22 protein-coding genes are annotated in these 22,632 nt (G+C 40.6%); 9 read left to right on the forward strand and 13 right to left on the reverse strand.

Annotated elements, in window-relative coordinates; translation table 11 throughout:
* Positions 1 to 7 precede the first annotated feature (7 nt).
* Positions 8 to 1,225, reverse strand: coding sequence for a BamA/TamA family outer membrane protein (locus tag F777_RS15390; RefSeq protein ID WP_051408366.1), 1,218 nt, complete (start codon positions 1,223 to 1,225; stop codon positions 8 to 10).
* A gap of 117 nt (positions 1,226 to 1,342) precedes the next feature.
* Between F777_RS15390 and F777_RS0102115 the strand changes: the two genes are divergently transcribed.
* A complete protein-coding gene (locus F777_RS0102115) occupies positions 1,343 to 2,695 on the forward strand; it encodes a M24 family metallopeptidase (protein WP_026750600.1) in 1,353 nt (450 codons plus the stop codon).
* Between the two features lie 16 nt (positions 2,696 to 2,711).
* On the opposite strand, the gene F777_RS0102120 is transcribed toward F777_RS0102115, so the two are convergent.
* Both F777_RS0102120 and F777_RS0102125 read right to left on the reverse strand, forming a co-directional pair.
* The gene (locus tag F777_RS0102120) at positions 2,712 to 3,995 is read right to left on the reverse strand and encodes an MFS transporter (protein WP_152530835.1); all 1,284 of its coding nucleotides are present in this window, start codon (positions 3,993 to 3,995) and stop codon (positions 2,712 to 2,714) included.
* Between the two features lie 52 nt (positions 3,996 to 4,047).
* Positions 4,048 to 5,706 carry an amidase gene (locus tag F777_RS0102125; RefSeq protein ID WP_026750602.1) on the reverse strand — a complete coding sequence of 553 codons (1,659 nt, stop codon included), beginning with the start codon at positions 5,704 to 5,706 and terminating at the stop codon, positions 4,048 to 4,050.
* A 113-nt stretch (positions 5,707 to 5,819) separates the two neighbouring features.
* On the opposite strand from F777_RS0102125, the gene F777_RS0102130 reads away from it, so the two are divergent.
* Together F777_RS0102130 and F777_RS0102135 are read left to right on the forward strand one after the other, a co-directional pair.
* Positions 5,820 to 6,746, forward strand: a complete 927-nt coding sequence (locus F777_RS0102130) for a PfkB family carbohydrate kinase (protein ID WP_026750603.1) — start codon at positions 5,820 to 5,822, stop codon at positions 6,744 to 6,746.
* Between the two features lie 48 nt (positions 6,747 to 6,794).
* Positions 6,795 to 7,712 (forward strand): pseudouridine-5'-phosphate glycosidase, encoded by a 918-nt coding sequence (locus F777_RS0102135; protein WP_026750604.1) that lies wholly within the window; start codon positions 6,795 to 6,797, stop codon positions 7,710 to 7,712.
* Between the two features lie 31 nt (positions 7,713 to 7,743).
* Here the strand turns inward: F777_RS0102135 and F777_RS15395 are convergent, their stop codons facing one another.
* From F777_RS15395 to acs, 3 genes are all read right to left on the reverse strand, one after another.
* Positions 7,744 to 8,604 carry a cyanophycinase gene (locus F777_RS15395; RefSeq protein WP_051408368.1) on the reverse strand — a complete coding sequence of 287 codons (861 nt, stop codon included), beginning with the start codon at positions 8,602 to 8,604 and terminating at the stop codon, positions 7,744 to 7,746.
* Between the two features lie 34 nt (positions 8,605 to 8,638).
* Positions 8,639 to 9,628: a 3-keto-disaccharide hydrolase gene (locus tag F777_RS0102145; protein WP_026750605.1), complete on the reverse strand. Its 990-nt coding sequence runs from the start codon at positions 9,626 to 9,628 to the stop codon at positions 8,639 to 8,641.
* Positions 9,629 to 9,689: 61 nt separating this feature from the next.
* Complete coding sequence (gene acs / locus F777_RS0102150) at positions 9,690 to 11,612, reverse strand: acetate--CoA ligase (RefSeq protein ID WP_026750606.1); 1,923 nt, start codon at positions 11,610 to 11,612, stop codon at positions 9,690 to 9,692.
* A gap of 79 nt (positions 11,613 to 11,691) precedes the next feature.
* Between acs and F777_RS0102155 the strand changes: the two genes are divergently transcribed.
* The 3 genes from F777_RS0102155 (at position 11,692) to F777_RS15400 (ending at position 14,164) form a co-directional block, all read left to right on the forward strand.
* The gene (locus F777_RS0102155; RefSeq protein WP_026750607.1) at positions 11,692 to 13,167 is read left to right on the forward strand and encodes an MFS transporter; all 1,476 of its coding nucleotides are present in this window, start codon (positions 11,692 to 11,694) and stop codon (positions 13,165 to 13,167) included.
* Positions 13,168 to 13,189: 22 nt separating this feature from the next.
* Positions 13,190 to 13,444 carry a DUF6814 family protein gene (locus F777_RS0102160; RefSeq protein WP_026750608.1) on the forward strand — a complete coding sequence of 85 codons (255 nt, stop codon included), beginning with the start codon at positions 13,190 to 13,192 and terminating at the stop codon, positions 13,442 to 13,444.
* A gap of 141 nt (positions 13,445 to 13,585) precedes the next feature.
* Positions 13,586 to 14,164 (forward strand): hypothetical protein, encoded by a 579-nt coding sequence (locus tag F777_RS15400; protein WP_071790299.1) that lies wholly within the window; start codon positions 13,586 to 13,588, stop codon positions 14,162 to 14,164.
* Here the strand turns inward: F777_RS15400 and F777_RS0102170 are convergent, their stop codons facing one another.
* On the reverse strand, positions 14,165 to 16,051 hold the full coding sequence (locus F777_RS0102170) for a CocE/NonD family hydrolase (RefSeq protein ID WP_026750609.1): 1,887 nt from the start codon (positions 16,049 to 16,051) through the stop codon (positions 14,165 to 14,167).
* A gap of 26 nt (positions 16,052 to 16,077) precedes the next feature.
* A complete protein-coding gene (locus tag F777_RS17965; RefSeq protein WP_161631471.1) occupies positions 16,078 to 16,239 on the reverse strand; it encodes a hypothetical protein in 162 nt (53 codons plus the stop codon).
* 110 nt (positions 16,240 to 16,349) lie between these two features.
* Between F777_RS17965 and F777_RS0102180 the strand changes: the two genes are divergently transcribed.
* Positions 16,350 to 16,670, forward strand: a complete 321-nt coding sequence (locus F777_RS0102180) for a type II toxin-antitoxin system RelE/ParE family toxin (protein ID WP_026750611.1) — start codon at positions 16,350 to 16,352, stop codon at positions 16,668 to 16,670.
* A gap of 51 nt (positions 16,671 to 16,721) precedes the next feature.
* Entirely contained in the window at positions 16,722 to 17,816 is a 1,095-nt protein-coding gene (locus F777_RS0102185) for a HigA family addiction module antitoxin (protein ID WP_026750612.1), read from the forward strand.
* A 107-nt stretch (positions 17,817 to 17,923) separates the two neighbouring features.
* On the opposite strand, the gene F777_RS0102190 is transcribed toward F777_RS0102185, so the two are convergent.
* From F777_RS0102190 to F777_RS0102200, 4 genes are all read right to left on the reverse strand, one after another.
* Positions 17,924 to 18,373: a hypothetical protein gene (locus F777_RS0102190; RefSeq protein ID WP_026750613.1), complete on the reverse strand. Its 450-nt coding sequence runs from the start codon at positions 18,371 to 18,373 to the stop codon at positions 17,924 to 17,926.
* Positions 18,374 to 18,781: 408 nt separating this feature from the next.
* Positions 18,782 to 19,108 (reverse strand): hypothetical protein, encoded by a 327-nt coding sequence (locus F777_RS18130; protein ID WP_201767560.1) that lies wholly within the window; start codon positions 19,106 to 19,108, stop codon positions 18,782 to 18,784.
* Positions 19,090 to 19,911: a Fic family protein gene (locus F777_RS15405; protein WP_201767561.1), complete on the reverse strand. Its 822-nt coding sequence runs from the start codon at positions 19,909 to 19,911 to the stop codon at positions 19,090 to 19,092. Before F777_RS15405 ends, F777_RS18130 begins: the two co-directional genes overlap by 19 nt.
* Positions 19,912 to 20,018: 107 nt before the next feature.
* Positions 20,019 to 20,936 carry a DnaB-like helicase C-terminal domain-containing protein gene (locus F777_RS0102200; protein WP_026750614.1) on the reverse strand — a complete coding sequence of 306 codons (918 nt, stop codon included), beginning with the start codon at positions 20,934 to 20,936 and terminating at the stop codon, positions 20,019 to 20,021.
* 221 nt (positions 20,937 to 21,157) lie between these two features.
* On the opposite strand from F777_RS0102200, the gene F777_RS0102205 reads away from it, so the two are divergent.
* Positions 21,158 to 21,496 (forward strand): hypothetical protein, encoded by a 339-nt coding sequence (locus F777_RS0102205; protein WP_026750615.1) that lies wholly within the window; start codon positions 21,158 to 21,160, stop codon positions 21,494 to 21,496.
* A 69-nt stretch (positions 21,497 to 21,565) separates the two neighbouring features.
* Here the strand turns inward: F777_RS0102205 and F777_RS0102210 are convergent, their stop codons facing one another.
* Entirely contained in the window at positions 21,566 to 22,555 is a 990-nt protein-coding gene (locus F777_RS0102210; protein WP_026750616.1) for an IS30 family transposase, read from the reverse strand.
* Positions 22,556 to 22,632: the final 77 nt, after the last annotated feature.

Below are 22,632 nucleotides of genomic sequence, written 5' to 3' on the forward strand. Positions count from 1 at the left end.
AGTTCTCTTAGAATGTTTCCAGCAGATTCACATAAATACCGCTACTGCCATCTCTGCCAATACCAAAATCGAGCCCGATATTGGTATTGGTTTTTTTACTCATTTTAATTCTTAAACCAAGGCCATAACCGGCAGCAAATTCATCGGCCAGTTTTTGTTGTTTGGCTTCATTGGTGGCAGTAGTAAGATTTAAAAAAGCAACTCCCCCAAGAAATCCGTTTTTGGTAATCGGGAACCGATACTCGGCTTCGCCATACCACATATTTTCTCCTCTCATTCTACCCTGTACATAGCCCCTTCCGGTTCTGTTATACATATCCCAGGAAATACCCGGCATTTCCAGATAGGGTTGTTTACCACTTACAACAAATTGTCCCATGGTCCAGAATCCAATAATATGAGGTCTTTTCAGGTTTTTGGCCGGATTCCAGTAGGTTCTGAATTCGTAGTACAATGTATTGTGCGAACGGGTACTTCCAAAAACTTCATTGTTAACCCGAAAGCTCATCAGCGCATACTGACCCTTTCGTGGATTTACCGCATTGTCTCTGTTATCGAAAAGAAAATGAAAGCTTAGCCCAACCGATGCATACTGATCCCGGCGAATATTGTTCAGTTTGGAATATTCATAATGCGCTGTAATAAAAGGAGAGGCGGAACTTGTATCCAGCAACTCATCTACAATATTATAATGCCGGTCTATATTAATACCAACCCCTGCATACAGAGGCCCATAAATTTTTTTATAAAGTGTTTGATAAAAACGGATATAATTAAATTTCATCGGCTGCTCCTGGGCTCTGGGTCTAAAGCGGTTATTGAAGTTAATTCCCAGTCCATACGTGGCCTGAGAAAATATAAGCCATCTCCAATCCCCCTGTAAAATCCATTGATCGTCTTTTAAGTACACCAGGTTCCGTACATTAAAATTGAATTGGTTTCTGGTGGTAACCGTTGCATTCGCCAGAATATTAGAACGGTGTGTACTGCTGGCATGACCTGATAAAAAACTGGTACTGATACCCCCACCAATAACAAAACCCAGGGCTGGATTATAACCAGGAATAGGTAATACACTGGTATACAATTTTCTGGGAACAAAAGAGTCGGTCTGATTTCTGGTTGATTTTCTATTAGACCCAAACAGATAATCGCTCAGATCTTTTTCAGGATATTGTTTTTGATTTTGTGCAAGAACAGACAGATCTACGCTCTGCAAAAGCATAGCCAATAAGAGGCTGCGAAATAATATCAAGGATGACAAAGAGGTAGGCAATGCAAAGTATATTCGGCAAAAGTACAATAAACTATTTTAGTATATTCAAGATTCAAAGTATTCACCATGAACCAACTTATCCGCAAAGTCTTCGTAATTGGATTCCTTTTTCTATTTCCTGTTTTACAAATGAATGCACAGGTTCTGCCCCTAAGAGATCAGGCAAGGGTAATAGATGAAATTTTAGACGAACGTTTAAACCAGCTTTTACCTAAGCTAATGGAAAAGACGGGTATAGATATGTGGGTAATGATCACCCGAGAATACAATGAAGATCCAATTGTAAGAACACTCTTACCAGCCACCTGGATCAGTGCCAGAAGAACGACTATGCTGGTGTTTTACTATAACCCTGCAACAAAGGAATATACCAAGTCTGCAGTGGCCAGGTACAATGTGGGTAGTTCCATAAAAGCTGCATGGGATATGACCAAATATCCAGACCAATACGATGCCTTAATGGCCATTATTCAACAACACCAGCCAAAGAAAATTGGTATCAATACCTCAGTTAGCTATGGACATGCAGACGGATTAGACCATACGGCATACGAACAGTTCCTGCAAAAAATTCCTGCAAAATTCAAATCTGCTGTTGTTTCTGCAGAACCTTTAGCGGTAGCCTGGCTGGAAACCAGAACCGAGCGGGAAATGCAGATATATCCACAGGTGGTAGAAATTAGCAAAGCCATAATAGCAGAGGGTTTCAGCAGCAAGGTAATTACTCCGGGCATCACCACATCCGAAGACCTGGTATGGTGGTACAGACAAAAAATAAATCAACTGGGCTTGAGTACCTGGTTTCATCCTTCTGTAGAAATTCAGCGCAATGATGCCACTGCATTCGATCATTTAACAGCCTTCAGCAACAAGGGTCACGACGCAAAAAATATTATTCAGCAGGGAGATTTGTTGCATGTTGATTTTGGTATTACGTATTTAAGACTGAACTCGGATATTCAGGAGCATGCCTATGTGTTAAAGCCGGGAGAAAAAGATGCTCCAGAATATTTAAAAAATGCATTGGCTGTTGGAAATCGTTTACAAGATATTTTAACCAATCAGTTTTCCTTGAATAAAACGGGCAATGCCATTTTAAAAGATGCACTGGCGCAGGCAAAGAAGGAGGGAATCAATGCCACTATTTATACCCACCCAATAGGCTCGCACGGACATGCAGCCGGACCAACCATTGGCATGTGGGATATGCAGAATGGGGTACCCGGAAGCGGTGATTATCCTATGTATTACCAAACTGCTTACAGTATTGAGTTAAACGCGGCTGTGGAAATTAAGGAATGGAAAAAAACCATTCGCATCATGCTGGAACAGGACGGTTATTTTGATCAGAATGGATTCAGGTATATCAGTGGCAGACAAACCAAATTTCACCTGGTAGGGAATGCAGGCTGGCAATAAGATTTTAAAAAATCGATTACTGAGCTTCTGGATTTGTATTCGCCTGAAGCGGAACCAATGCACTCATGATATAAGCCGGAATGGTGCAGATGATTATCCATACGAAGAATTCATAGTAGCCCATATAGTCACTGAAATAACCGCTAACCATGCCTGGCAATAAATAAGCAATATATAGTATAGCCATGGCAAAACTAAAATTGGCCACTTGGTATTTTCCGGGAGTCAGTTCCTGCAGCACAAAGAATAAAAGCGCCATCCATCCAAAACCATAACAGAGTTGTTGAAAAGCAACCAGGGCAACAATGCCAAATTCATCAACGGGTTGAGCAATGGCAAGATAAGTGTACACCAGATAGGAAAGATTCATCACGGCACACAAAGTCAATAAAGACTTTCGGTTAAAAGATCTGGCTGCTACAAAATAGCCGGCGGCCAGAGAACCGATCACAAAGGTAATTAATCCTACTACATCAAAAATAAAAGCCGCATCGCTTTTATCAATTCCCAATCCGCCTTCAATTCTGCTGGCTTTAAAAAACAATGGGGCAATCTTAACTGCCTGTGCTTCTGCCAGTCTGAACAAAAAAACAAACCCGATTCCAAATAACAGGTTCTTCCTTCTGAAAAACTGAAGCATCACGTCTTTATAAATTACGGCGGCTTCCGGTGCGGAATCCACTTCGTGAACAGCATTACCTCCGGTAGGAATTTTAGTGGCTGAAATTACGCCTGCAATAATCATGAGTACTGCATAAATCAGCATCACAATCATCCAGGCAGTTTTTAAACCATAGGATTCCTGCAGTAAAAATGCAAGGGAAACCAAACCCGGACCAAACAGCGATTTTGCAATGGTAAAAAATAGGGTCTGCCAACCTGCAAACTGCTGTTGTTGCGCAGCATCCAGTTCATTTACATAAATACCGTCAATGGCAGCATCCTGTGTAGCAGCTGCCACCGCAATGGCAATAAAGAATCCAACAGACAAACCAAAAAAACGATCAGAGATTAAACTCACCGCTACCAGCGCAAATAAGACACCCAAAAAGAACTGTGATACATACACAAAATATCTTTTTGTTTTAAACATCTCCAGCAAGGGCACCCATAAAAACTTCAATGCCCAGGGTAACATAATTACAGAAGTCCATAGTGCCACTTCTGTATCCGAAACATCAAAAGAGTCGTACATGGTTGCTACAGTACTGGACAAAGCGATAAACGGAATCCCTCTGGCCATCCAGGAACTGACGATCCAACCCAATGGAGAGGTTTGTTTAGTAGTAATTTCAGACACTTTATTGAATTAAACCCATGATTAAAAACATGAATATACCGCATTTTTTGCCTTAAATAGAACGTTTGAAATGAGGAAGTTTTCTTTGTTTGCTGGCCTGCTCATATGCATAAGCCAATCCAATGATTTTTCCTTCTTCATAAGCCGTTGCAATAAAGGAAAGCCCAACCGGCAATCCATGAATATCTCCCATGGGAACAGTGATATGCGGATATCCTGCCATGGCAGCCGGAGGACAGAAATAAAATCCTGGATCATCATCTCCATTCACCCAATCGATGCAGTGCGCTGGTCCATAACTGGTGCCCACAATGGCATCCAGCTGATTGGTTTTTAATATGCGATCAATTATAGCACGGGCAGAAGTTGATTTAGCCACTGCCTGCAGGTATTCACTGCTTTTTAAATCGCCTTTGGCATTGCTCATCTCCACCAGTTCCTGCTTAAAATATCGCATGGCAACTTCCGCATTCTTCTTATTGAATTCAATGAGTTCACTCATCGACTTCACGCCTTTTTTAACGCCGGATAAATATTTATTCAAGCCATCTTTAAACTCATACAACAATACCTGAAATTCTGCTTCACCCAGGGGACCCGTTTCCTTTACCAATTCAACAGGAACAATAACGGCACCCAATTCCTTTAACTGATCTATTGTTTTCTGGTACAAAGCCACTACCTCTTCCTGACGCCCTCTCAAAAAAGATTGTTCCACCCCAATGCGTTTTCCTTTCAGTGCATTTTTATCTAAGAAGCTGGTATAGTCTTTGGCAATTTTATCTTTTGCGTTCAAGGTAACCGAATCCGCAGGATCCACACCAACCATGGCATTCAGCAGAATAGCTGCATCTGCTACCGTTCGGGTCATGGGCCCGGCTGTATCCTGCGTAGCAGAAATAGGAATTATTCCTGAGCGGCTAACCAGTCCTACCGTAGGTTTAATTCCTACAATACCACAGAAGGAAGCAGGTGCAATAACAGAACCATCGGTTTCGGTACCCACCGCAACCGCACACAAATTAGCAGATACAGCCACCGCAGATCCGGAACTGGAACCACAGGGAGAACGGTTGATTACATACGGATTTCTGGTTTGTCCGCCTCTGCTGCTCCATCCGCTGCTGGAGCGCGTTGAACGGAAATTGGCCCACTCACTTAAATTGGTTTTACCAATAATCAATGCACCGGCTTTGCGCAATTGTGCAACCACAAATGCATCTTTCGTGGCAATATGGTCGGCCAAGGCAATCGAACCCGCCGTAGTGTGCATTTTATCTGCCGTATCAATATTGTCCTTAATTAAAATGGGAATTCCGTGCAAAGGTCCACGAAGCTTACCCTGTTTGCGTTCCTTATCCATCTGCTCTGCCAGCAACAAGGCTTCCGGATTTACTTCAATCACCGATTTTAAATCGTACCTGCCCTGGTCTATTTCACTAATACGGGTCAGGTACAATTCGGCCAGTTTAACAGAACTGTATTTACCAGACTGCAACCCCTGTTGCAATTCAGCAATGGTAATTTCAGAAAGTTCAAACTCGTCTCTGCCAATTTCAGCCGCAGCTATTTCTGCACTATCGCGCTTTTTTTCCTCTGAATTATTAGAACCGCTGCTACATCCGGTCATCACCGAGGCCGCCGTACCCGCAACTGTAACTGCAGCTGCAGCTGCCAATGATCCACTGTGTAAAAATTTTCTTCTGTTCATTATACAATCATTTAGGTAGCCTAAGCCACAGATTTAGATAGATTACATAAAAAGGGATGAACCCACTATGAAAATAATGAAAAAAAGGGCATCTGAGTTTGTACATTTGCCGCATGTCTAAGCCAATCATTTGCGTGGGAGCCATTTTAGTGGATGAGCTCATTCATGCCGCCGTTCCCATTTTACCAGCCACTACTGTAAATGCCCATATCACCAAGACTGCAGGAGGTGTGGCACATAATATAGCCAAGCAATTAAGTATACTTGGTGTAGACATTCAACTGATTAGTGTGTTTGGTAACGATAGTGATGGTGATTGGTTAAAACAATCCTGTGCAGCAGCAGGGGTAAAAATAGACGCCAGCATCACCAAGGAAGGTATATCCGGAAGATACACAGGTGTATTAAATTCAGATGGTTCTTTATATGCAGCCTTCTTATCCAATGCCGCTGTAGAAATGGTTACACCGGAACACTTGCAAAAAAATGAGTCATTATTACTAACAGCTCAATATATTATGGCCGATGCCAATACCAGTATTGAAAGCATGAACTGGCTACTGGCTTTTAGCAACAGAACAGGAATTCCATTTATCATAGAACCCGTTTCGGTACCACCCGCTATGAAACTTTTAAATATGGACCTGAATGGTTTGTATATGGTAACGCCCAACGAAGATGAGTTACCCGTTATCTGCAGTGCCAAATCTTTCCTAACCCAATTGCAGGTAGAGGAATTGTTGAAGCGCGGAGTAAAAAATATCTGGCTGCACAACGGCAAGCAAGGATCTGCTTTTTACACAAAGGACAAAACCATAACACTGCATGCGCCCGATATTGAAGTGGTGGATTGTACTGGCGCAGGCGATGGTTCTCTTTCCGGATTTTTATTAGGCAAAACCTTGGGTAAGTCAGATGAAGAATGTATTAAACTGGCCCATACTTTATCTGCAGAAATTTTACAGGTAAACGGAGCCATTGTAACCCATTTAACACAGGAGCAGTTGCTGAATAATGTAAACAAGTATTATCCAGCTTAATTATCAATTACCTGATATCAGCCTTGTACATTCATTAAATTTTTTTCAATGAAACCCAACCTACATATTCACCCCGAAGTAGCTGCTGCGTTAAGAGACGGAGATCCCGTTGTGGCATTGGAGAGCACCATTATATCGCATGGCATGCCTTATCCGCAGAACGTAGCAACTGCCAGAGAAGTGGAGCATATTGTAAGAGAGAATGGTGCAGTACCGGCAACCATCGCCATTATCAAGGGAACCTGCACGGTTGGATTGAGCAGTGAAGAACTGGAATATTTTGGACAGGCCAAAGTAGTACACAAAGTAAGTTTAAGAGATATGCCCTATGTAATCAGTCAGGGATTATATGGAGCTACAACGGTAGCAGCCACTATGCGCATTGCAGCCATGGCAGGCATTTCCACTTTTGTAACCGGAGGAATTGGTGGAGTGCACCGTGGTGCAGAAAAAAACATGGATATTTCTGCAGACCTGACGGAAATGCAACACACGAATGTGGCGGTGATTTCCGCCGGCGTAAAATCTATTTTAGACATTGGCCTTACGCTGGAATACCTGGAAACCCTGGGCGTTCCTGTAGTAACAGTTGGGCAGGAAGCATTCCCGAGTTTTTATTCGCAGGACAGCGGATACAAAAGTCCTTTGCAATTGAACACACCCTCAGCAATTGCATCCATGCTGAAAGTGAAGTGGGATATGGGTTTAAACGGATCGGTACTGATTGCCAATCCGGTACCCGCCGATCAGGAAATACCAGCGGCAGCTATGGAAGAACATATTGTACTGGCACTGGACGCCGCCTCACGGGCAGGCGTAAGAGGAAAAGACATCACGCCTTACCTACTCAGTTATATAGCCAAACATACCAATGGAGAAAGTCTGGACGCCAATATTGCACTGATTAAAAACAATACAGCAATTGGGGCCCGAATTGCAGTTGCCTTATCCGCTATTATGGAGTAATCTTTGAATTAAATAGTTTACTTAAGCTAATTTAATTTCGCAAAAGTTTTCTGTTTACAAAATCGTAGCGCTGTGGTTGTGCCAATAAAGTAAAAGGCTTCAACACCCTGCCCCATTTAGTTTTTTGCGCATCCCAGTCGCGGGCATCATAAACCATTGCATAAGATTTACCCAATACACTAAATTCATTTCCCTGAACCACAATGGCAGTAGATTCATCAATGGCAATGCCAAGCAAATGAGGGTGTTGTTCAATTACAGGAATCAAGTCGAACTGACGGTTTCTTGCCAATACATGTTGGTCAATGGCCGTATTCGGAAATAAATTTAAAGCAGGAGGAAAGGGAAAGGGCTTGGTTAAATCTTTTCTTGCATCACCGCCCACTAATAAGGTTCCCATGATGGTAGCCCCTGCTGAAGTACCCATGAATACACCTCCCCGATTAAACAATTCCAGCAGAGCGGCGTGTACTTTAGTACCCAGAAATGCATCAGCAATACGGCTTTGATCACCCCCGGAAAAAAATACGCCCTTTGCTTGCTGAACTGCTTTAATTAATTCAGGCGCATCAGCATCTGCTTTGTTTCTTGCATGCACGGTGCTTAATTGTGTAAAGCCCTCCTTCTTAAATCTTGTTAAATGTGCACCCGCCTGAATAGCAGAATCATTGGTAGCCGTGGGGATTACCACCACCGACTGATCTTTTCCTCCAATAGATTTCGCAAACAACTGATACATAGTATCGGGCATAGGGCCACCCCCTACAATAATCAGTTTACCCTTTGCAGTATTGTTTACGGTACTTATTTGAGTACCGGGGCTTTGCGAATTAACGGGTAAGCTTATTTGTAAGAATGCAATAACGAATAAGGCTATTGAGAATTTTCTCATGAATTCAATTTTATTACGCCAACTACTTTGTTTGCTATTTCGCAGGTGTAATAATAATATTTCGGTATTCTACAGGACCATGGTCCCCCTGCAACATGATGGGGCCGGGTTCTCCTTCCTTGCTATCCAAGGCACCGCCTGTAATACCCGGAATAATCTGATCCACAATAATAGCTTTACCATTGGCAACCACTGTAACCCTGCGACCAATTAATGTGATATCATAGGTCTGCCACTCACCGGGAGCTTTGGCCGCCATTTCATTCGGCGTTAAGAAACCGTATATGCCACCGAATAAAGTTGAGCTGGGCTCCTTGCCAGCATTGTCTTCTACCTGCACTTCGTAACGACCTCTTAAATACACACCACTATTGCTTCCTGCAGGATAGCGGAATTCAATATGCAATTTGAAGTCTTCAAATTTCTGATCGGTAATAATATTGGCACCACTCTTAGGGCTGGTTAAAACGCCGTTGATATTCACCCACTGATTGTTGTTTCTGTCTGCATGCCATCCTTCAATGCCCTTGCCACTCAAGAGATTGATGGGCTTACCCCAAACAGGTGCTTTTTCTCTCTTGAGCAAAGGAGCACGTTCACCGGTGAAGGAATGGACTTTACCATAAGACTGCGTAATGGTTCCGGTAAGTTTATCGTTCTCTAAAACTGCATTAAACTCCATGTATTTATCTAAACGATCCCACTGAGAAGGAATGCTGAAATGAATTTTACCGTCTTTTACCTGTACATGACTGATGGGTCTTGCACTGCCACCATCTGCAACAAAATATCCCACCAAGGTTTTAACGCCTGATAGTTTTACTTCTAACCAGGAGGGTGCTATTCGACCATCCATATTAACGGTTAAATCCCAGCGACCAATGATGTCGTTATCGGCGAAGGGAGCAACGGTTGCTTTCTTTGTAGAAGCAGCATTAGGTTTAGCTGGAGAATCCGTAAGTGATTTTCCGGAAACCGAAAAAACGCAAGTAGCAAAACCAAGAGACAAAAAGATTTTTTTCATACAAGCAAGCTTTATTAATTTTTATTTGACGCAACGGCAACGCGAAAATTTCGCCTTACTATTACAGATGTCCATTTTTAATTTCATCCACTACACCGGGATCCAGTAAAGTGGTAGTATCACCCAGATTTTCCGTTTCCCCTTCGGCAATCTTGCGCAGGATTCTTCGCATAATTTTTCCGCTTCGGGTTTTAGGTAAGCCATTCACAAACTGAATTTTATCGGGTTTGGCAATGGGCCCAATCATACGGGTAACGGTTTGTAAAATATCTTTTCTGGTGAGCTCTTCGTCTCCGTGTGTATTGCTGTAAATCACAAAAGCATAAATGCCCTGCCCCTTTACATCATGCGGATAACCCACTACGGCACTTTCAATTACACCCGCATGCATATTAATCGCGTTCTCCACTTCAGCCGTACCAATACGATGTCCACTTACATTCAATACATCATCTACACGACCCGTAATTCTAAAAAATCCATTCTCGTCTTTCAATGCGCCGTCACCGGTAAAGTATAGGTTTTCGTAAGTAGCAAAGTAATTGGTTCTGCAACGCTCGTGATCACCATAGGTAGTGCGCAACAAAGAAGGCCAGGGAAACTTAATACAAAGATTTCCTTTGTAAATGCCGTCTTCTGCTTCGGTAATTTCAACTCCTCTTTCATCCACTAAAATCGGTTGCACACCTGGCATTGGCAAAGTAGCCCAACCGGGTTTGGAAGGTGTTATGCCTGCAAGGTTACTGATTAGGCAACCCCCTGTTTCTGTTTGCCACCAGGTATCAATGATGGGACATTTTTTCTTGCCCACATTTTCATTGTACCAATGCCAGGCTTCTTCGTTAATGGGTTCACCCACGGTTCCCAACACTTTTAAGGAACTGAGATCCTTACCCTGCAAGGGTCCCAGACCATAGCTCATTAGGGAACGAATAGCCGTTGGTGCCGTATATAAAATATTGACTTTGTATTTGTCTACAATTTCCCAGAAGCGACCCGCATCGGGCCAGGTAGGAACGCCCTCGAACATGAGCGAAGTAGCCCCAGCGCTCAATGGACCATAGACAATATAAGAGTGCCCTGTAATCCACCCGATATCTGCTGTACAAAAATGAATTTGACCTGGCTGATAGTTGAAGATGTTTACAAAGGTATAATTCGTGAACACCATGTACCCTCCGCAGGCATGCACCACGCCCTTGGGCTTACCCGTACTACCCGATGTATATAATATAAACAAAGGATCTTCTGCATCCATTTCTTCAGCAGGTATTTCCTTGATTCCCATTTCTTCAACGTGGCGAACTTCATCTTCCCACCACACATCTCTTCCTTTGATCATGGAAACCGGGGTGCGGGTACGGGTATAAACAATTACTTTCTTTACGGTTCTGTTTCCAATCAGTGCATCGTCAATCACCGACTTCAATGGAATGTCTTTACCACCGCGAAAAGCTCCATCGCAGGTAATAATGAATTCGCTCTGCGCATCGTACAAACGGTCTGCAATGCTCTGCGCGCTGAATCCCCCAAAAATAACTGAGTGAATGGCACCAATACGGGCGCAAGCCAGAACCGCAATCGCCAGTTCAGGAATCATGCCCATGTACACACAAACCCGATCGCCTTTCTTTACGCCGTTATTCAACAATACCTGCGCAAACTGACAAACTCTTTTGTGCAATACACTATAAGTAAGTACTCTTTGTTTTTCGTGGGGATCGTTCGACTCCCAAATGATAGCTGGTACATTGCCGCTCTCTTCCAGATGCCGGTCTAAACAGTTCTCTGTGATATTGAGTTTGCCACCCTTGAACCATTCATTCTTAGGTTCAGTAAAATTCCAGTCGAGCACTTTATCCCATTTTTTCCGCCAGACAAAGTTGTCTGCAATGGATGCCCAGAAGGCTTCAGGGTTCTCTACACTCTCTTTGTACACACGCTGGTACTCTTCAAAGGATTTGATTTGATAAGGATAAGGCATAACCGAAATTTACCCTTGTAATTTAAAACATCTTGCACAGAGTTGTTGAAGTTTTCTTGTGAAAGGAATATATTTAAGGATGAATAAAACCAAGGGAACATCCATCACTACCGTCATCAGTGCATCCTCGGTAGGAACGATGATTGAATGGTACGACTTTTATATTTTCGGAAGTTTGGCTACGATAATCTCTACGAAATTTTTTCCGCAGGACAATCCAACTGCAGCCTTCCTGAGCACACTGGCCACTTTTGCTGCAGGTTTTGTGGTAAGACCATTCGGGGCATTGTTTTTTGGAAGACTGGGCGATCTTATTGGCCGTAAGTACACATTCATGGTAACGCTATTACTCATGGGTGGCGCTACTTTTTTAATTGGTTGTATTCCTTCCTATGAAAGCATTGGTTTCATGGCTCCGGTGTTGATACTAATCCTAAGACTCTTACAGGGACTGGCTTTGGGCGGAGAGTACGGAGGTGCCGCAACCTATGTGGCCGAGCATTCACCCAACAACAAAAGAGGACTCATGACATCCTGGATACAGACAACAGCCACCGTTGGTTTGTTTGTATCGCTGCTGGTAATCATGGGAACCCGGGCAGCACTGAGCACAGAAGATTTTAATGAGTGGGGATGGAGGGTTCCGTTCTGGGTATCTATATTGATGGTGTTGCTGTCTTATATCATCAGAAAGAATATGGAGGAGTCGCCCGTGTTTGCCAAGGCAAAAGCATCGGGTAAAACATCGGTGAATCCACTCAAAGAAAGTTTCGGCAATAAACTCAATTTCAAATTTGTACTGCTTGCCTTGTTTGGGGCGGTAATGGGACAGGGCGTAATCTGGTACACCGGACAGTTCTATGCTATGAGTTTTCTGGAGAAAACCATGAATGTGCAGAAGGAGCAAGTGGACAGTCTTATGTTCATTGCCTTGATACTGGGCACACCCTTCTTTTTATTATTCGGTTGGTTCAGTGATAAGGTTGGTAGAAAATGGATCATGATGTTAGGCATGCTGGTAGCCATTGTTTCGTACAGACCTATCTATGAAAAAATGTACCAGACCACCAATCTGGAAAAGAAAAAAGAAGTGAGCCGTTCTATCAATATGGTGAACAATGTAAATACCATCACCACTTTGTATGCAGACAGCACCATCAAAACAGAGATACAGAAAACCAATCCGGCCAGCGGCGCTACTATCAGTAGTGTACATATACAGGTAAATGAATCGGATGAACGCAAACTGATACTGCTGGTATTTCTTCAAGTGATTTTTGTGACCATGGTGTACGGACCTATTGCAGCATTTCTGGTGGAAATGTTCCCTACCAAAATCCGATACACCTCTATGAGTTTACCTTATCATATTGGCAATGGGGTATTTGGGGGATTGTTACCGGCTGTAGCCACTTACCTTACTACGCAGGCCAAAACCGCTGGAAAGGCAGACTGGTACCTGGAAGGCCTGTGGTATCCGATAGGTGTGGCAACCGTTTGTTTAATTATAGGCGCTGTCTATATTAATGGGAAGGATAAAGAGATAAACGATTAAACCAATTTAAAATAATCTTGTTATGAATATTGTTAGAAAGTTACTGGGTATTGTTTGGCTTGCCCTTGGAATAGCAGTAGGCTATTTTGGACTCACTATCTTAGGGATCCCTAAATTAACCAGTGGCAAACAGGAAGACCTGGTTTTTGGAATTATCATCTGTTTTATTTTGTTGCCCATTGTAGTTGGAGGGCTGCTGGTATTTGGAAAATATGCATTGCAGGGAGAATATGAAATAGTAGACGATAATCCGGAACACGCGCATTATGTAGAATAATATACCCCCCGAGTATAGTTTGTTGAAGATCCCTTCATTTTTAATGAGGGGATTTTTTTATATTCAGCAATGCAAAGCATTTGAATAAAAGGGTAATCTTAATAAAAATTCAATTCTTTAATTTATTTAAATACTAGGTTTATGAAATCAATTTCTATAGTTCGACATTTCGTATGCATTAGTCTATTTGCTGCGTCGCTATTTTTGAACACCGCCACAGCACAAACTGCCAACGCTTCTGCAACAAGCGCCAATTTTGCTCCCCCAGCTAACCCTAAGTATGCAAAAGATGTAAGTAGTGTAGACAATATAATTGCGGCACTATACAATGTAATCTGCGGCGCACCGGGAGAGCCACGCAACTGGGAGCGATTCAAATACCTGTTTGGAAAAGATGCGAAGTTGATTCCGACAGGAAAAATAGAGGGCGGTAATTTGATCTACAGAACCATGACGCCGGATGAATACATTACTATGTTTAGTAGCCGCATCAAAACAGGATTCTTCGAAAAAGAATTGAAACGTGAAACGGTTTCTTTTGGCACGGTGTATCACGCTTTCAGCACTTACGAAACCAGAGAAACAGAAAACGGTCCCAGTACCAACAGAGGTATCAATAGCATACAACTGTTTAAGGACCAGGACCGCTTTTATATCGTGAATATCTTCTGGTGTGCGGAGAGCATGGGCTTTACCCTGCCTGCATCTGCACTGAAATAATTATTTTTTAATAATGGGTAATTTAATTACGGAAGGATACTGTTTGGAGTGATGAATTTTATTCTGAACCGTAACACCAACTGACTCATCGTAATTGTTCCCACCTGTATTCAGGTTACGATCGAAGCGAGGAAAATTACTGCTAGAGACTTCAATGCGGATTTTATGACCCGGTGCAAAATAGTTGCTGGTCACCATGGGTGTTAAATCTACTTTGTACACTTTGCCTTTTTCCATGAAGACTTCCTTGTCGTAACCTTCTCTGTAACGCAAACGCTGAATGGTTTCATCGAGGTTATAGGCTTTGCCATCGGGATGCACATCAATCAATTTGATGGTAACATCGGTATCCAAACCGGTAGAAGAAACATAGAGTGTAGACTCAATAAAGCCGGTTACTTCCACACCTTCTTTTAATTCTTCAGAAGTATATACTAAGATGTCATCGCGCAATTCCATCTGGGATTGATCAAAACTGCCGCCCTGCACTGCATTGCCTGTACAGCAAACATTACCACCGTAAGAGTTCACCGGATTCATGGGATCATAGGTAAATACATCGGGTATGTCTTTAGCAGGAGGTAGGGTGGTTAAAGTGCCATCACCGTTGCGGGTATTGGCTTTTCCTGCACTGGATAAATAGAAGGATTTCATTTCTGTATTCGCTAAAGGAAAACTTTCCGCCTGTTGCCATTTATTAGAACCCATGGTGTAGTAACGAACACGAGGTTGCTTGGCTTTGAAATCGTTTTGTTCTCCTTTCAATAACATATCGAACCAGCCCCAGGTAAGTTCATCATAGTTTAATCTTGCATCACCCACACTGCGTTCACCCACGATGGTGTTTTCAGTAGCACGCTTATATGAGCAATGCAAAACGGGTGCAATTACCAGGTACTGATTATCTGCAACAGATTTGTTTTTAGCTGCATTGCGAACATGATTGAACAAGGCAATATTGGGTGCAGATGAAACATCGTACCAGCTCACGAACCAGTAAGCAGGTACTTCCAGCGGCATATTGTCGTGGTACAATCCACCCTGGAACCAGGCCGGATCATTGGGTTTGCGCACAATCATTTTTTCGTAAATGCCTTCCGGACCCTGTGCTTTTTTAATGATGTCCTGAACAGGCAGCGTTCTTAATCCCTGCGCCCAATCTACTCTTGGATATTCAGGACCCATATCATAAAACTTCTGTAAACGAACCAGGTCTTTCTGCTGAATGCCTTGTTGTAAACGAGGCGCCATTTTATCGTGCTGGGTACTATAGAGCCAGGAAGTAAACAACATTTGCTGTGCACCCCCACGGTACCAGTTACCCTGTTCCATGAACTTACCCACGCGGCCCACACCAGCACCGAAGCCCTGTGCTACCATGGCGGCCAAAGCCGGATGACCCTGAGAAGCTACTGCCATCTGCCATTCCGCAGTAGAGGAACAACCAATCACACCCACTTTGCCATTGCTCCAGGATTGTTTGCTCATCCACTCCAATGCATCGTAGCCATCGGTAATGGGTGTGCCTAAAATATCCCACTCGCCTTCAGAGAAAAAGCGACCTCTTTCGTTTTGTACTACATAGGCATAGCCACGGCTCACCGCCTGATACGCTTCTTCCAATGTGCGGGTAGTCATTTTGCCATCCACCCAGGTATTAAAATTGTAGGGCGTACGGGAAAACACAATCGGATATTTTCCATTGCCTTTGGGGCGATAGATATCGGTAGCCAGACGGATGCCATCGCGCATGGGCATCATGACTTTCTGGTCAATCACTGCAATGGAATCGAGCTTGCGATAAATAGCAGCCGTGTCCTGGGCTTTTAATTGGATTGCGCCGGCCGTGCATGCGAATAGGCCAATGGCGAGCAATAGTTTTTTCATGGAGAATGCTTTAGATAGAATTCAATTTACAACATTTCTTCCTCAGAAATTTTGAAGTTCTTTTTAAAGGATATTTTAGCCCTTCTTTCAAATTTACCAATCTGTCTTTTAGAAAACGTCATGAATGAATTAGCTGTTCTTTTACTGTTTAGTAGCCTCGCTTTTGCCCGGCGAATAGTATTCTTCATGTATAAAGTTTGAGATTGAGCCATATAAAATTTGATATGAAATTAATAATTATTCACAAATTTGTGAATTTATTTGAGAAATTAAATTACATTTGCAAAACACCTTTAGCTTGGAAATTGAATTCAGGGACCCAATTTTGTTACAACTCTTTGAAGGAGTAAAAGTTACCAATAAGAATTATCGGTACACTGAAGAATTGTTGAATCAATTTAGAAAAACCATAAGAAAACTACAATCGGGCACAAATATTAATGAACTAAAATCATTCAAATCCTTAAACTACGAAAAGTTAAAAGGTAATTTAAAAGGAAAATGTTCAGCTAGAATAAATAAACAATACAGGTTGATTTTTGAGGAAATAATTAACCCTTTAGATAAAGAATTGGTTGAAATATTAGCAATAGAAGAGATCAGTAAGCATTACGAATAGCTTCTTCTTATTGAAACAAATATGGGGTTTTGACTGTCAAAAACGCTTAGCATGAAAACGAAACAAATAGCTCCAGCTAAAGCTATCCATCCCGGAGAGATTTTAAAGGATGAGCTTGATGCCAGAGAAATTAGCCAAAAAGAATTTGCAATTAAATTAGGAATTCAGCCCACACAGCTAAATGAAATCATTAAAGGCAAAAGAGGGATTACTGCTGAACACGCAGTGTTAATTGGAAAGGCATTAGAAATGGAACCTATTATCTGGCAAAATCTACAAAGCCTGTATGAGTTAGATCAAGTTAAAATTAATGAGCGAACACAAAATAGATTGATTGCAATAGATCAATGGAACATGATTAAAAATTTGGTTCCAGAAAAGTTTTTAAAAAAGATGGGCGTCATTAACGGTGACCCTGTGAATGATATACCCTACATAAAAGAATTTTATCAATTAAATAAATTAGAAGAACTACCCGCAGTTTATAGAAAAAGCGAGTCTTTTTTAAATAGAAAATCAACAAAACATTCTGTTGATCAGATAAATTTGATGGGTTGGGTTAATCTTATCAAAACTACTGCGTCAAAAATTCAGGTAGAAAAATTTGATGAAAATAAAGAAAGGGAAATCATTAATAGTTTAAAAAATGCAATAGCCATTAACAAAAACACTATTGAAACATGCAAAAGTATATTGGCTTCATTTGGGATTAAATTAATTATTCTAAAGAATCCTGAAAAATGCGCAGTTGATGGTGTTAGTTTCTGGAGTCATAAAAACCCTACAATCGGATTGTCAGTGCGCTATAAACGCATAGACAATTTTTCCTTTACTTTATTTCATGAGTTAGGTCATATTTTCCGTCATTTGATTTCAAATAAGGAAAGTGAGTTTATTGATATTGAATTAAGAATGGATATAGATTTTTCAAAAGCAGAAAATGAGGCGGATGAATACGCTATGAATAATTTAATAAACCACACCGAATGGGAAAGTTTTATCAACTCACCCAATAGATTACAAAAAAAAGCTATACTTGATTTTGCAAAAAAATTAAAAATACACCCAGCTATTATTAAGGGCAGGCTTAGTTATGAGCTAAACTCATATTCTTTAAAAATAGATATAGAAGATTCGATTGGCTAACCCCCTAAACCCCATCCTCATACACCAACTGACATTCCAAATTGGCAGTAAAATAAACGGTAGTTATTTCATTGTGGTGAGGCATGGAATGCATTCAAATCTATTTTTTATATATCATCGTCTTTGAAAAAACAAAGTTTACGGTATGGTATTGTTTTGATTTTTTCTAAAACGAATGGGTCTATGGGAAATGCAAATTCATCTTGAAACCAAATGATAAGCATTGTTGAGTCCGTTTGATTTTTGTCGTTAGTGACCCTATCGCTGGTAACTCTTAGATGGCATTCTATGTTTGGTAATTCTTTAGGAATATCTAGTGGGCTTTTATATTTTTCTATGTCATCATCGATAAGTCTCTGCTCAGGTTGAATTAAATAAACAGATTGAGGATTATTCGTTTGATGAGCTTTTCGTAAAATGGAATTAATCAGCAATTTATTTCTATGCTCAGTTGGATAACCAAATAAAACATCCTTATATGTTTCTGATTGGCACAATGATTCAATTTTAACTTCAAGGTCGTTATCGATTGTTATGTATTTATTTGAATTATCCATTTTAGTAATTATTATATGGTTGAAGGCGCATCATTTTGAGCGCCTGTTAAATGTATAAATGAAGTCTATAAATACCTAATCATCAATAAAACAAATCAAGTCTTTTGTTAATTCTATTTAGGATTTCAGCATCGCTGTCATTATAAATGTCCCTTAACTGATGCTCTTGATTTTGTTTAAACTCATTAATACCTAGATTGAATATAGCTTGTCCAAATCTCTGATCTGGATGCTGGGTAAGCTCCCCAAAATGTATTTTTAAGCAGATTCAAATCTATCTATTTTTACATTTTGTGTTAGTTTAAGGAGTTTTGACTGTTTTTGGCAGCTTGTTTTACCATCTGCCGCATTTGTTCGGAATTTCCGACACACCAGATTCTTAACCAATTGACAATTCATTTAATCTGCCTACCTAAATAGCTTTAAATATTGTTCAAACGCGAAAATTCTATTGCGTTTAAACCCTGTGAGTTCAACCAAAATTCCAAGCCTGATGAAATCGTTTAGTAATCTTGAAATACTAGTTACGCTTACGTTAGTAGCAATTGCTATACTATGCATATCTGTAATAGGCTGACTGTACAAATATTGCAATACATTTTTTGCTAACATTTGCTTTTTACCCAATTGTATTATTTTATTCTCTACAGAAGCACGCAATGCAATAATTTCCTTAAAAGTTTGAATAGAACTTTCTGCAGTAACCCTAATTCCTTCTAAAAAAATTTTAGCCACTGTACTAAATCATCTTTCGTCCTTACTATAGTTAAATTGTCATAATAATGCTCCTTGTTTTTTTCAAAAAAATCAGACAAATACAATGTTGGCTTAACTAATAAGCCTGTACTTACCAGATAAAGTGTTATTAAAAGTCTGCCAATTCTACCGTTACCATCCAAGAAAGGATGAATTGTTTCAAATTGATAATGTAGAATTGCAATTTTAATTAAGTGTGGAAGATTCGTTTTGTCGCTATGAATAAATTGCTCTAAATCTGACATGTATTCTAAAACACCCTCTTGATGCGGGGGTATGAACTTTGCGTCAGCTAAACTACTACCACCTATCCAGTTTTGACTAATACGAAATTCTCCAGGCTGCTTGTGCTTCCCTCGAACTCCTTGTAATATTATTTTATGTGCATTTTTTAGAAGCCGATTACTTAACGGAAGCTGCTGGAGTTCTGTAATAGCCGTATTCATGGCTTCAACATAATTTTGAACTTCCTGCCAATCATCTTTTTTTTCAGGTTGAATGAATTCTTCTTTTTGAATTGCTTCGTCAATATTCGTTTGTGTTCCTTCAATTCTACTGCTTTTAGTACCTTCCTTTACAACGTGCATTTTTATAAAAAAGTCAACATCTGGTATTAGTTGACTAAAAGCATTCAACTCACCCAATTTTTGGTCAGCCTGGCTCAGGAGTAAAGCAACTGCATCATTGTCTAAATGCCATTCTTCATTAATTAATGTGGGCTCGAAACTCTTGTATTCAAGCCTTTGCTGCAATTTTCCCGACTTAAAACTGCTGATATTCATTAAATTTAATATTGATGTCAAGTGCAAATATAGATTTTTATATTTTCACTTAATCAATAAAGTGCAAATATAGATTTTTATATTTTCAGTTAATCATAAAATCTAGTTTAAACCCCATCCTCATACACCAACTGACATTCCAAATTGGCGGTAAAATAAACGGTAGTGATAGGGCCACAACGATTCAGGGGAATGCGGACATGCATTTCGGAAAAACCTTCAGGCATGGGGTGTCCCAATCTGGAAAACATGGTTGTTTGCTCCTCTTCGCCCGGGTATCGATAGAAATTAGGCGAAACAAGAAACATCACCACATCCACATGGTCTAAGTTGAAATTCTTTTTGCGCAAACTACTCAGGCGAGGCATGGAATCCATTTCAATATCGGGGTCCACCGCACTGGTCTGGGGAGAACAGAGAACGGGCACATTAAAATCAATGGCCAGTTGCTTTAGACCGGGTAGCAAGGAAGAAGAAATGGCGTCGTCTTCACCGGGATCAGCCACTGCAATCCGATTGATATTGTCAATCACCACAATGGCCGGCATTTCATTCTTCGCTTTTAAGTCGGCCAGTTGTTCGCGCATAGAGGCAAGAGAACGGGAAGGATAATCGTCAATTAATAAATTGGCAGAAAGATCTTTGATTTGATCCACGTCTATGTATAACTGCTCAATCAGGTCGGTACGCGTTGACCCATAGAATATATCTTCTAATCGAATGCAAGAATGGCAACTCAATAAACGCTGAGCCACTTCCGCGGCACTCACATCTAAACTATATAACAATGCTTTCACCGGATTTTTCTTCTTTACGGTCATTCGCAGTAACAGGTTGAGCAAGAACGCCGTTTTACCAGACTCCGGTGCAGCACTCAAAAGGTATAGATGCTGAGGCTTGAATCCATTCAGTGCCCTGTCTAAATACTTATAACCTGAAGATGCACCCATTGCAGGTTCCTGAAACTGCTGGATATTGATTAAGCGGTCAAGTTCGGCGTCGAAAATGTTTTTGAGTGTTTGCATGGTGATGGTATTTAGAAAGTAAAATTAGATTGGATGATTGCCACCTATTGGGGGAGTGAACCAGCTGGCATAGTCTTAAACTATGAAAAAGGTTTTTCAAAAAAAGGGTTGTGAATAACTAAACGCTTGGTTTATTAAAAAATGGAATGTGCATAAATAAAGAGGAGAAGAAAAATAATTTGTGCGAGAAAAATTGCTAGCTTAAACGAAATGGATGGAGTATGTCAACCTCTTTAATTCTTCTTGCTATTTATGGATTGATTCATTTTATCAATTTTATTTTAAGGACTGACATGTTTGATGATAAGAAAGAATACAGTTTGCCACAACCCAAAATAAATCTGGATAAGCGCCCCATTCTGAAATGTTACCATATTCTAAACCTAGATCCAGATGCCACTTACACTTTAGACGATGTAAACAAAGCTTATTACAAAAGACTACAAGAAATGTCGGCCTATAGAGAGAAAGGAATAGAACCTACTTATGAATTGAAAGAATACCAAAGCGCCAAGCAAGTAATGACTGATTTTTATGCTTATGCAGCGTTTAGGAATTAATGAACTCTAACATATAATAAATATATCTAAATCAACCATCAGACATTAAAATAAGGCAGATTCAAGTTTTTAACGCAACAATAGTTCTTTAAACTTTTCTTTTGGTGTTGACCAGTCAAGCGTTTTTCTGGGCCTTTCATTTAAGAGCTTTTGAACATGCTTGATTTCCTTCCTTGTAAACTTACTAAAATCAGTTTGTTTAGGGAAAAAGTCGCGGATCAACATATTAGTGTTTTCATTGGTTCCTCTTTGCCACGGGCTATGAGGATCACAGAAGTACACCTGCATATTTGTTTCTTTGGTAAAGAGTTTGTGTTCGCTCATTTCTTTACCTCGATCATAGGTTAATGTTACAGTCATTTGACTGGGTAATGTTTTTAGTTCTTTGGCAAATGCTTTTCTTACAGAAGGTGCATCCTTTGCTTTTAATGGTACAAGGATAACGGTTCTGGTAGTTCGTTCCACAATAGTCCCAATCGCACTTTTGTGATCTTTACCCATAATCAAATCGCCTTCCCAATGACCAGGTATGATTCTATCTTCTACTTCCTTTGGACGTTCATGGATACTAATCATATCAGCTATTTTACCCCTTGCGTCAGTTGCTAACTTGCGGTTCTTCCGTAAACGTTTCTTCTGTCTCAGATAGCTGATCAGCTCCTTGCGGAGTTCACCTTTGGGTAACATGTAGAGATAAGTGTAAATAGTTTCGTGACTGGCTTGCATATACTTCTTTGTTGGGTAACGCTTTTTTAACTCCATACTAATTTGCTGGGGTGACCAGCGGAGTTTCAGCTTCTCAACAATAAAGCTATACAGTTTTGGTGTTGTAGCAATCCTGCATTTATCATTCCTTCGCCGGGATAGATAATCCGCACAATGCTGAGCTAACCATGGCTTGTACCTACTTCCAATGTTGGTAAAATGCTTGACCTCTCGACTAATAGTGCTTACCTGTCGGTTTAAACTATTAGCTATGAATCGTAAACTTTTGCCCTGTGAAAGGTATTGGCCTATCATTTCCCTTTCATCGATACTTAACCTTTGATATTTATTCATTACAACAATTTAACTTAGTTAAACTGTTGCGTTAAAAACTTGATGCTGAGTAACAGGTTATAATATTGTAATCTTAT

The organism is Sediminibacterium sp. C3, from assembly GCF_000508085.1.
Taxonomy (GTDB): Bacteria; Bacteroidota; Bacteroidia; order Chitinophagales; family Chitinophagaceae; genus Sediminibacterium.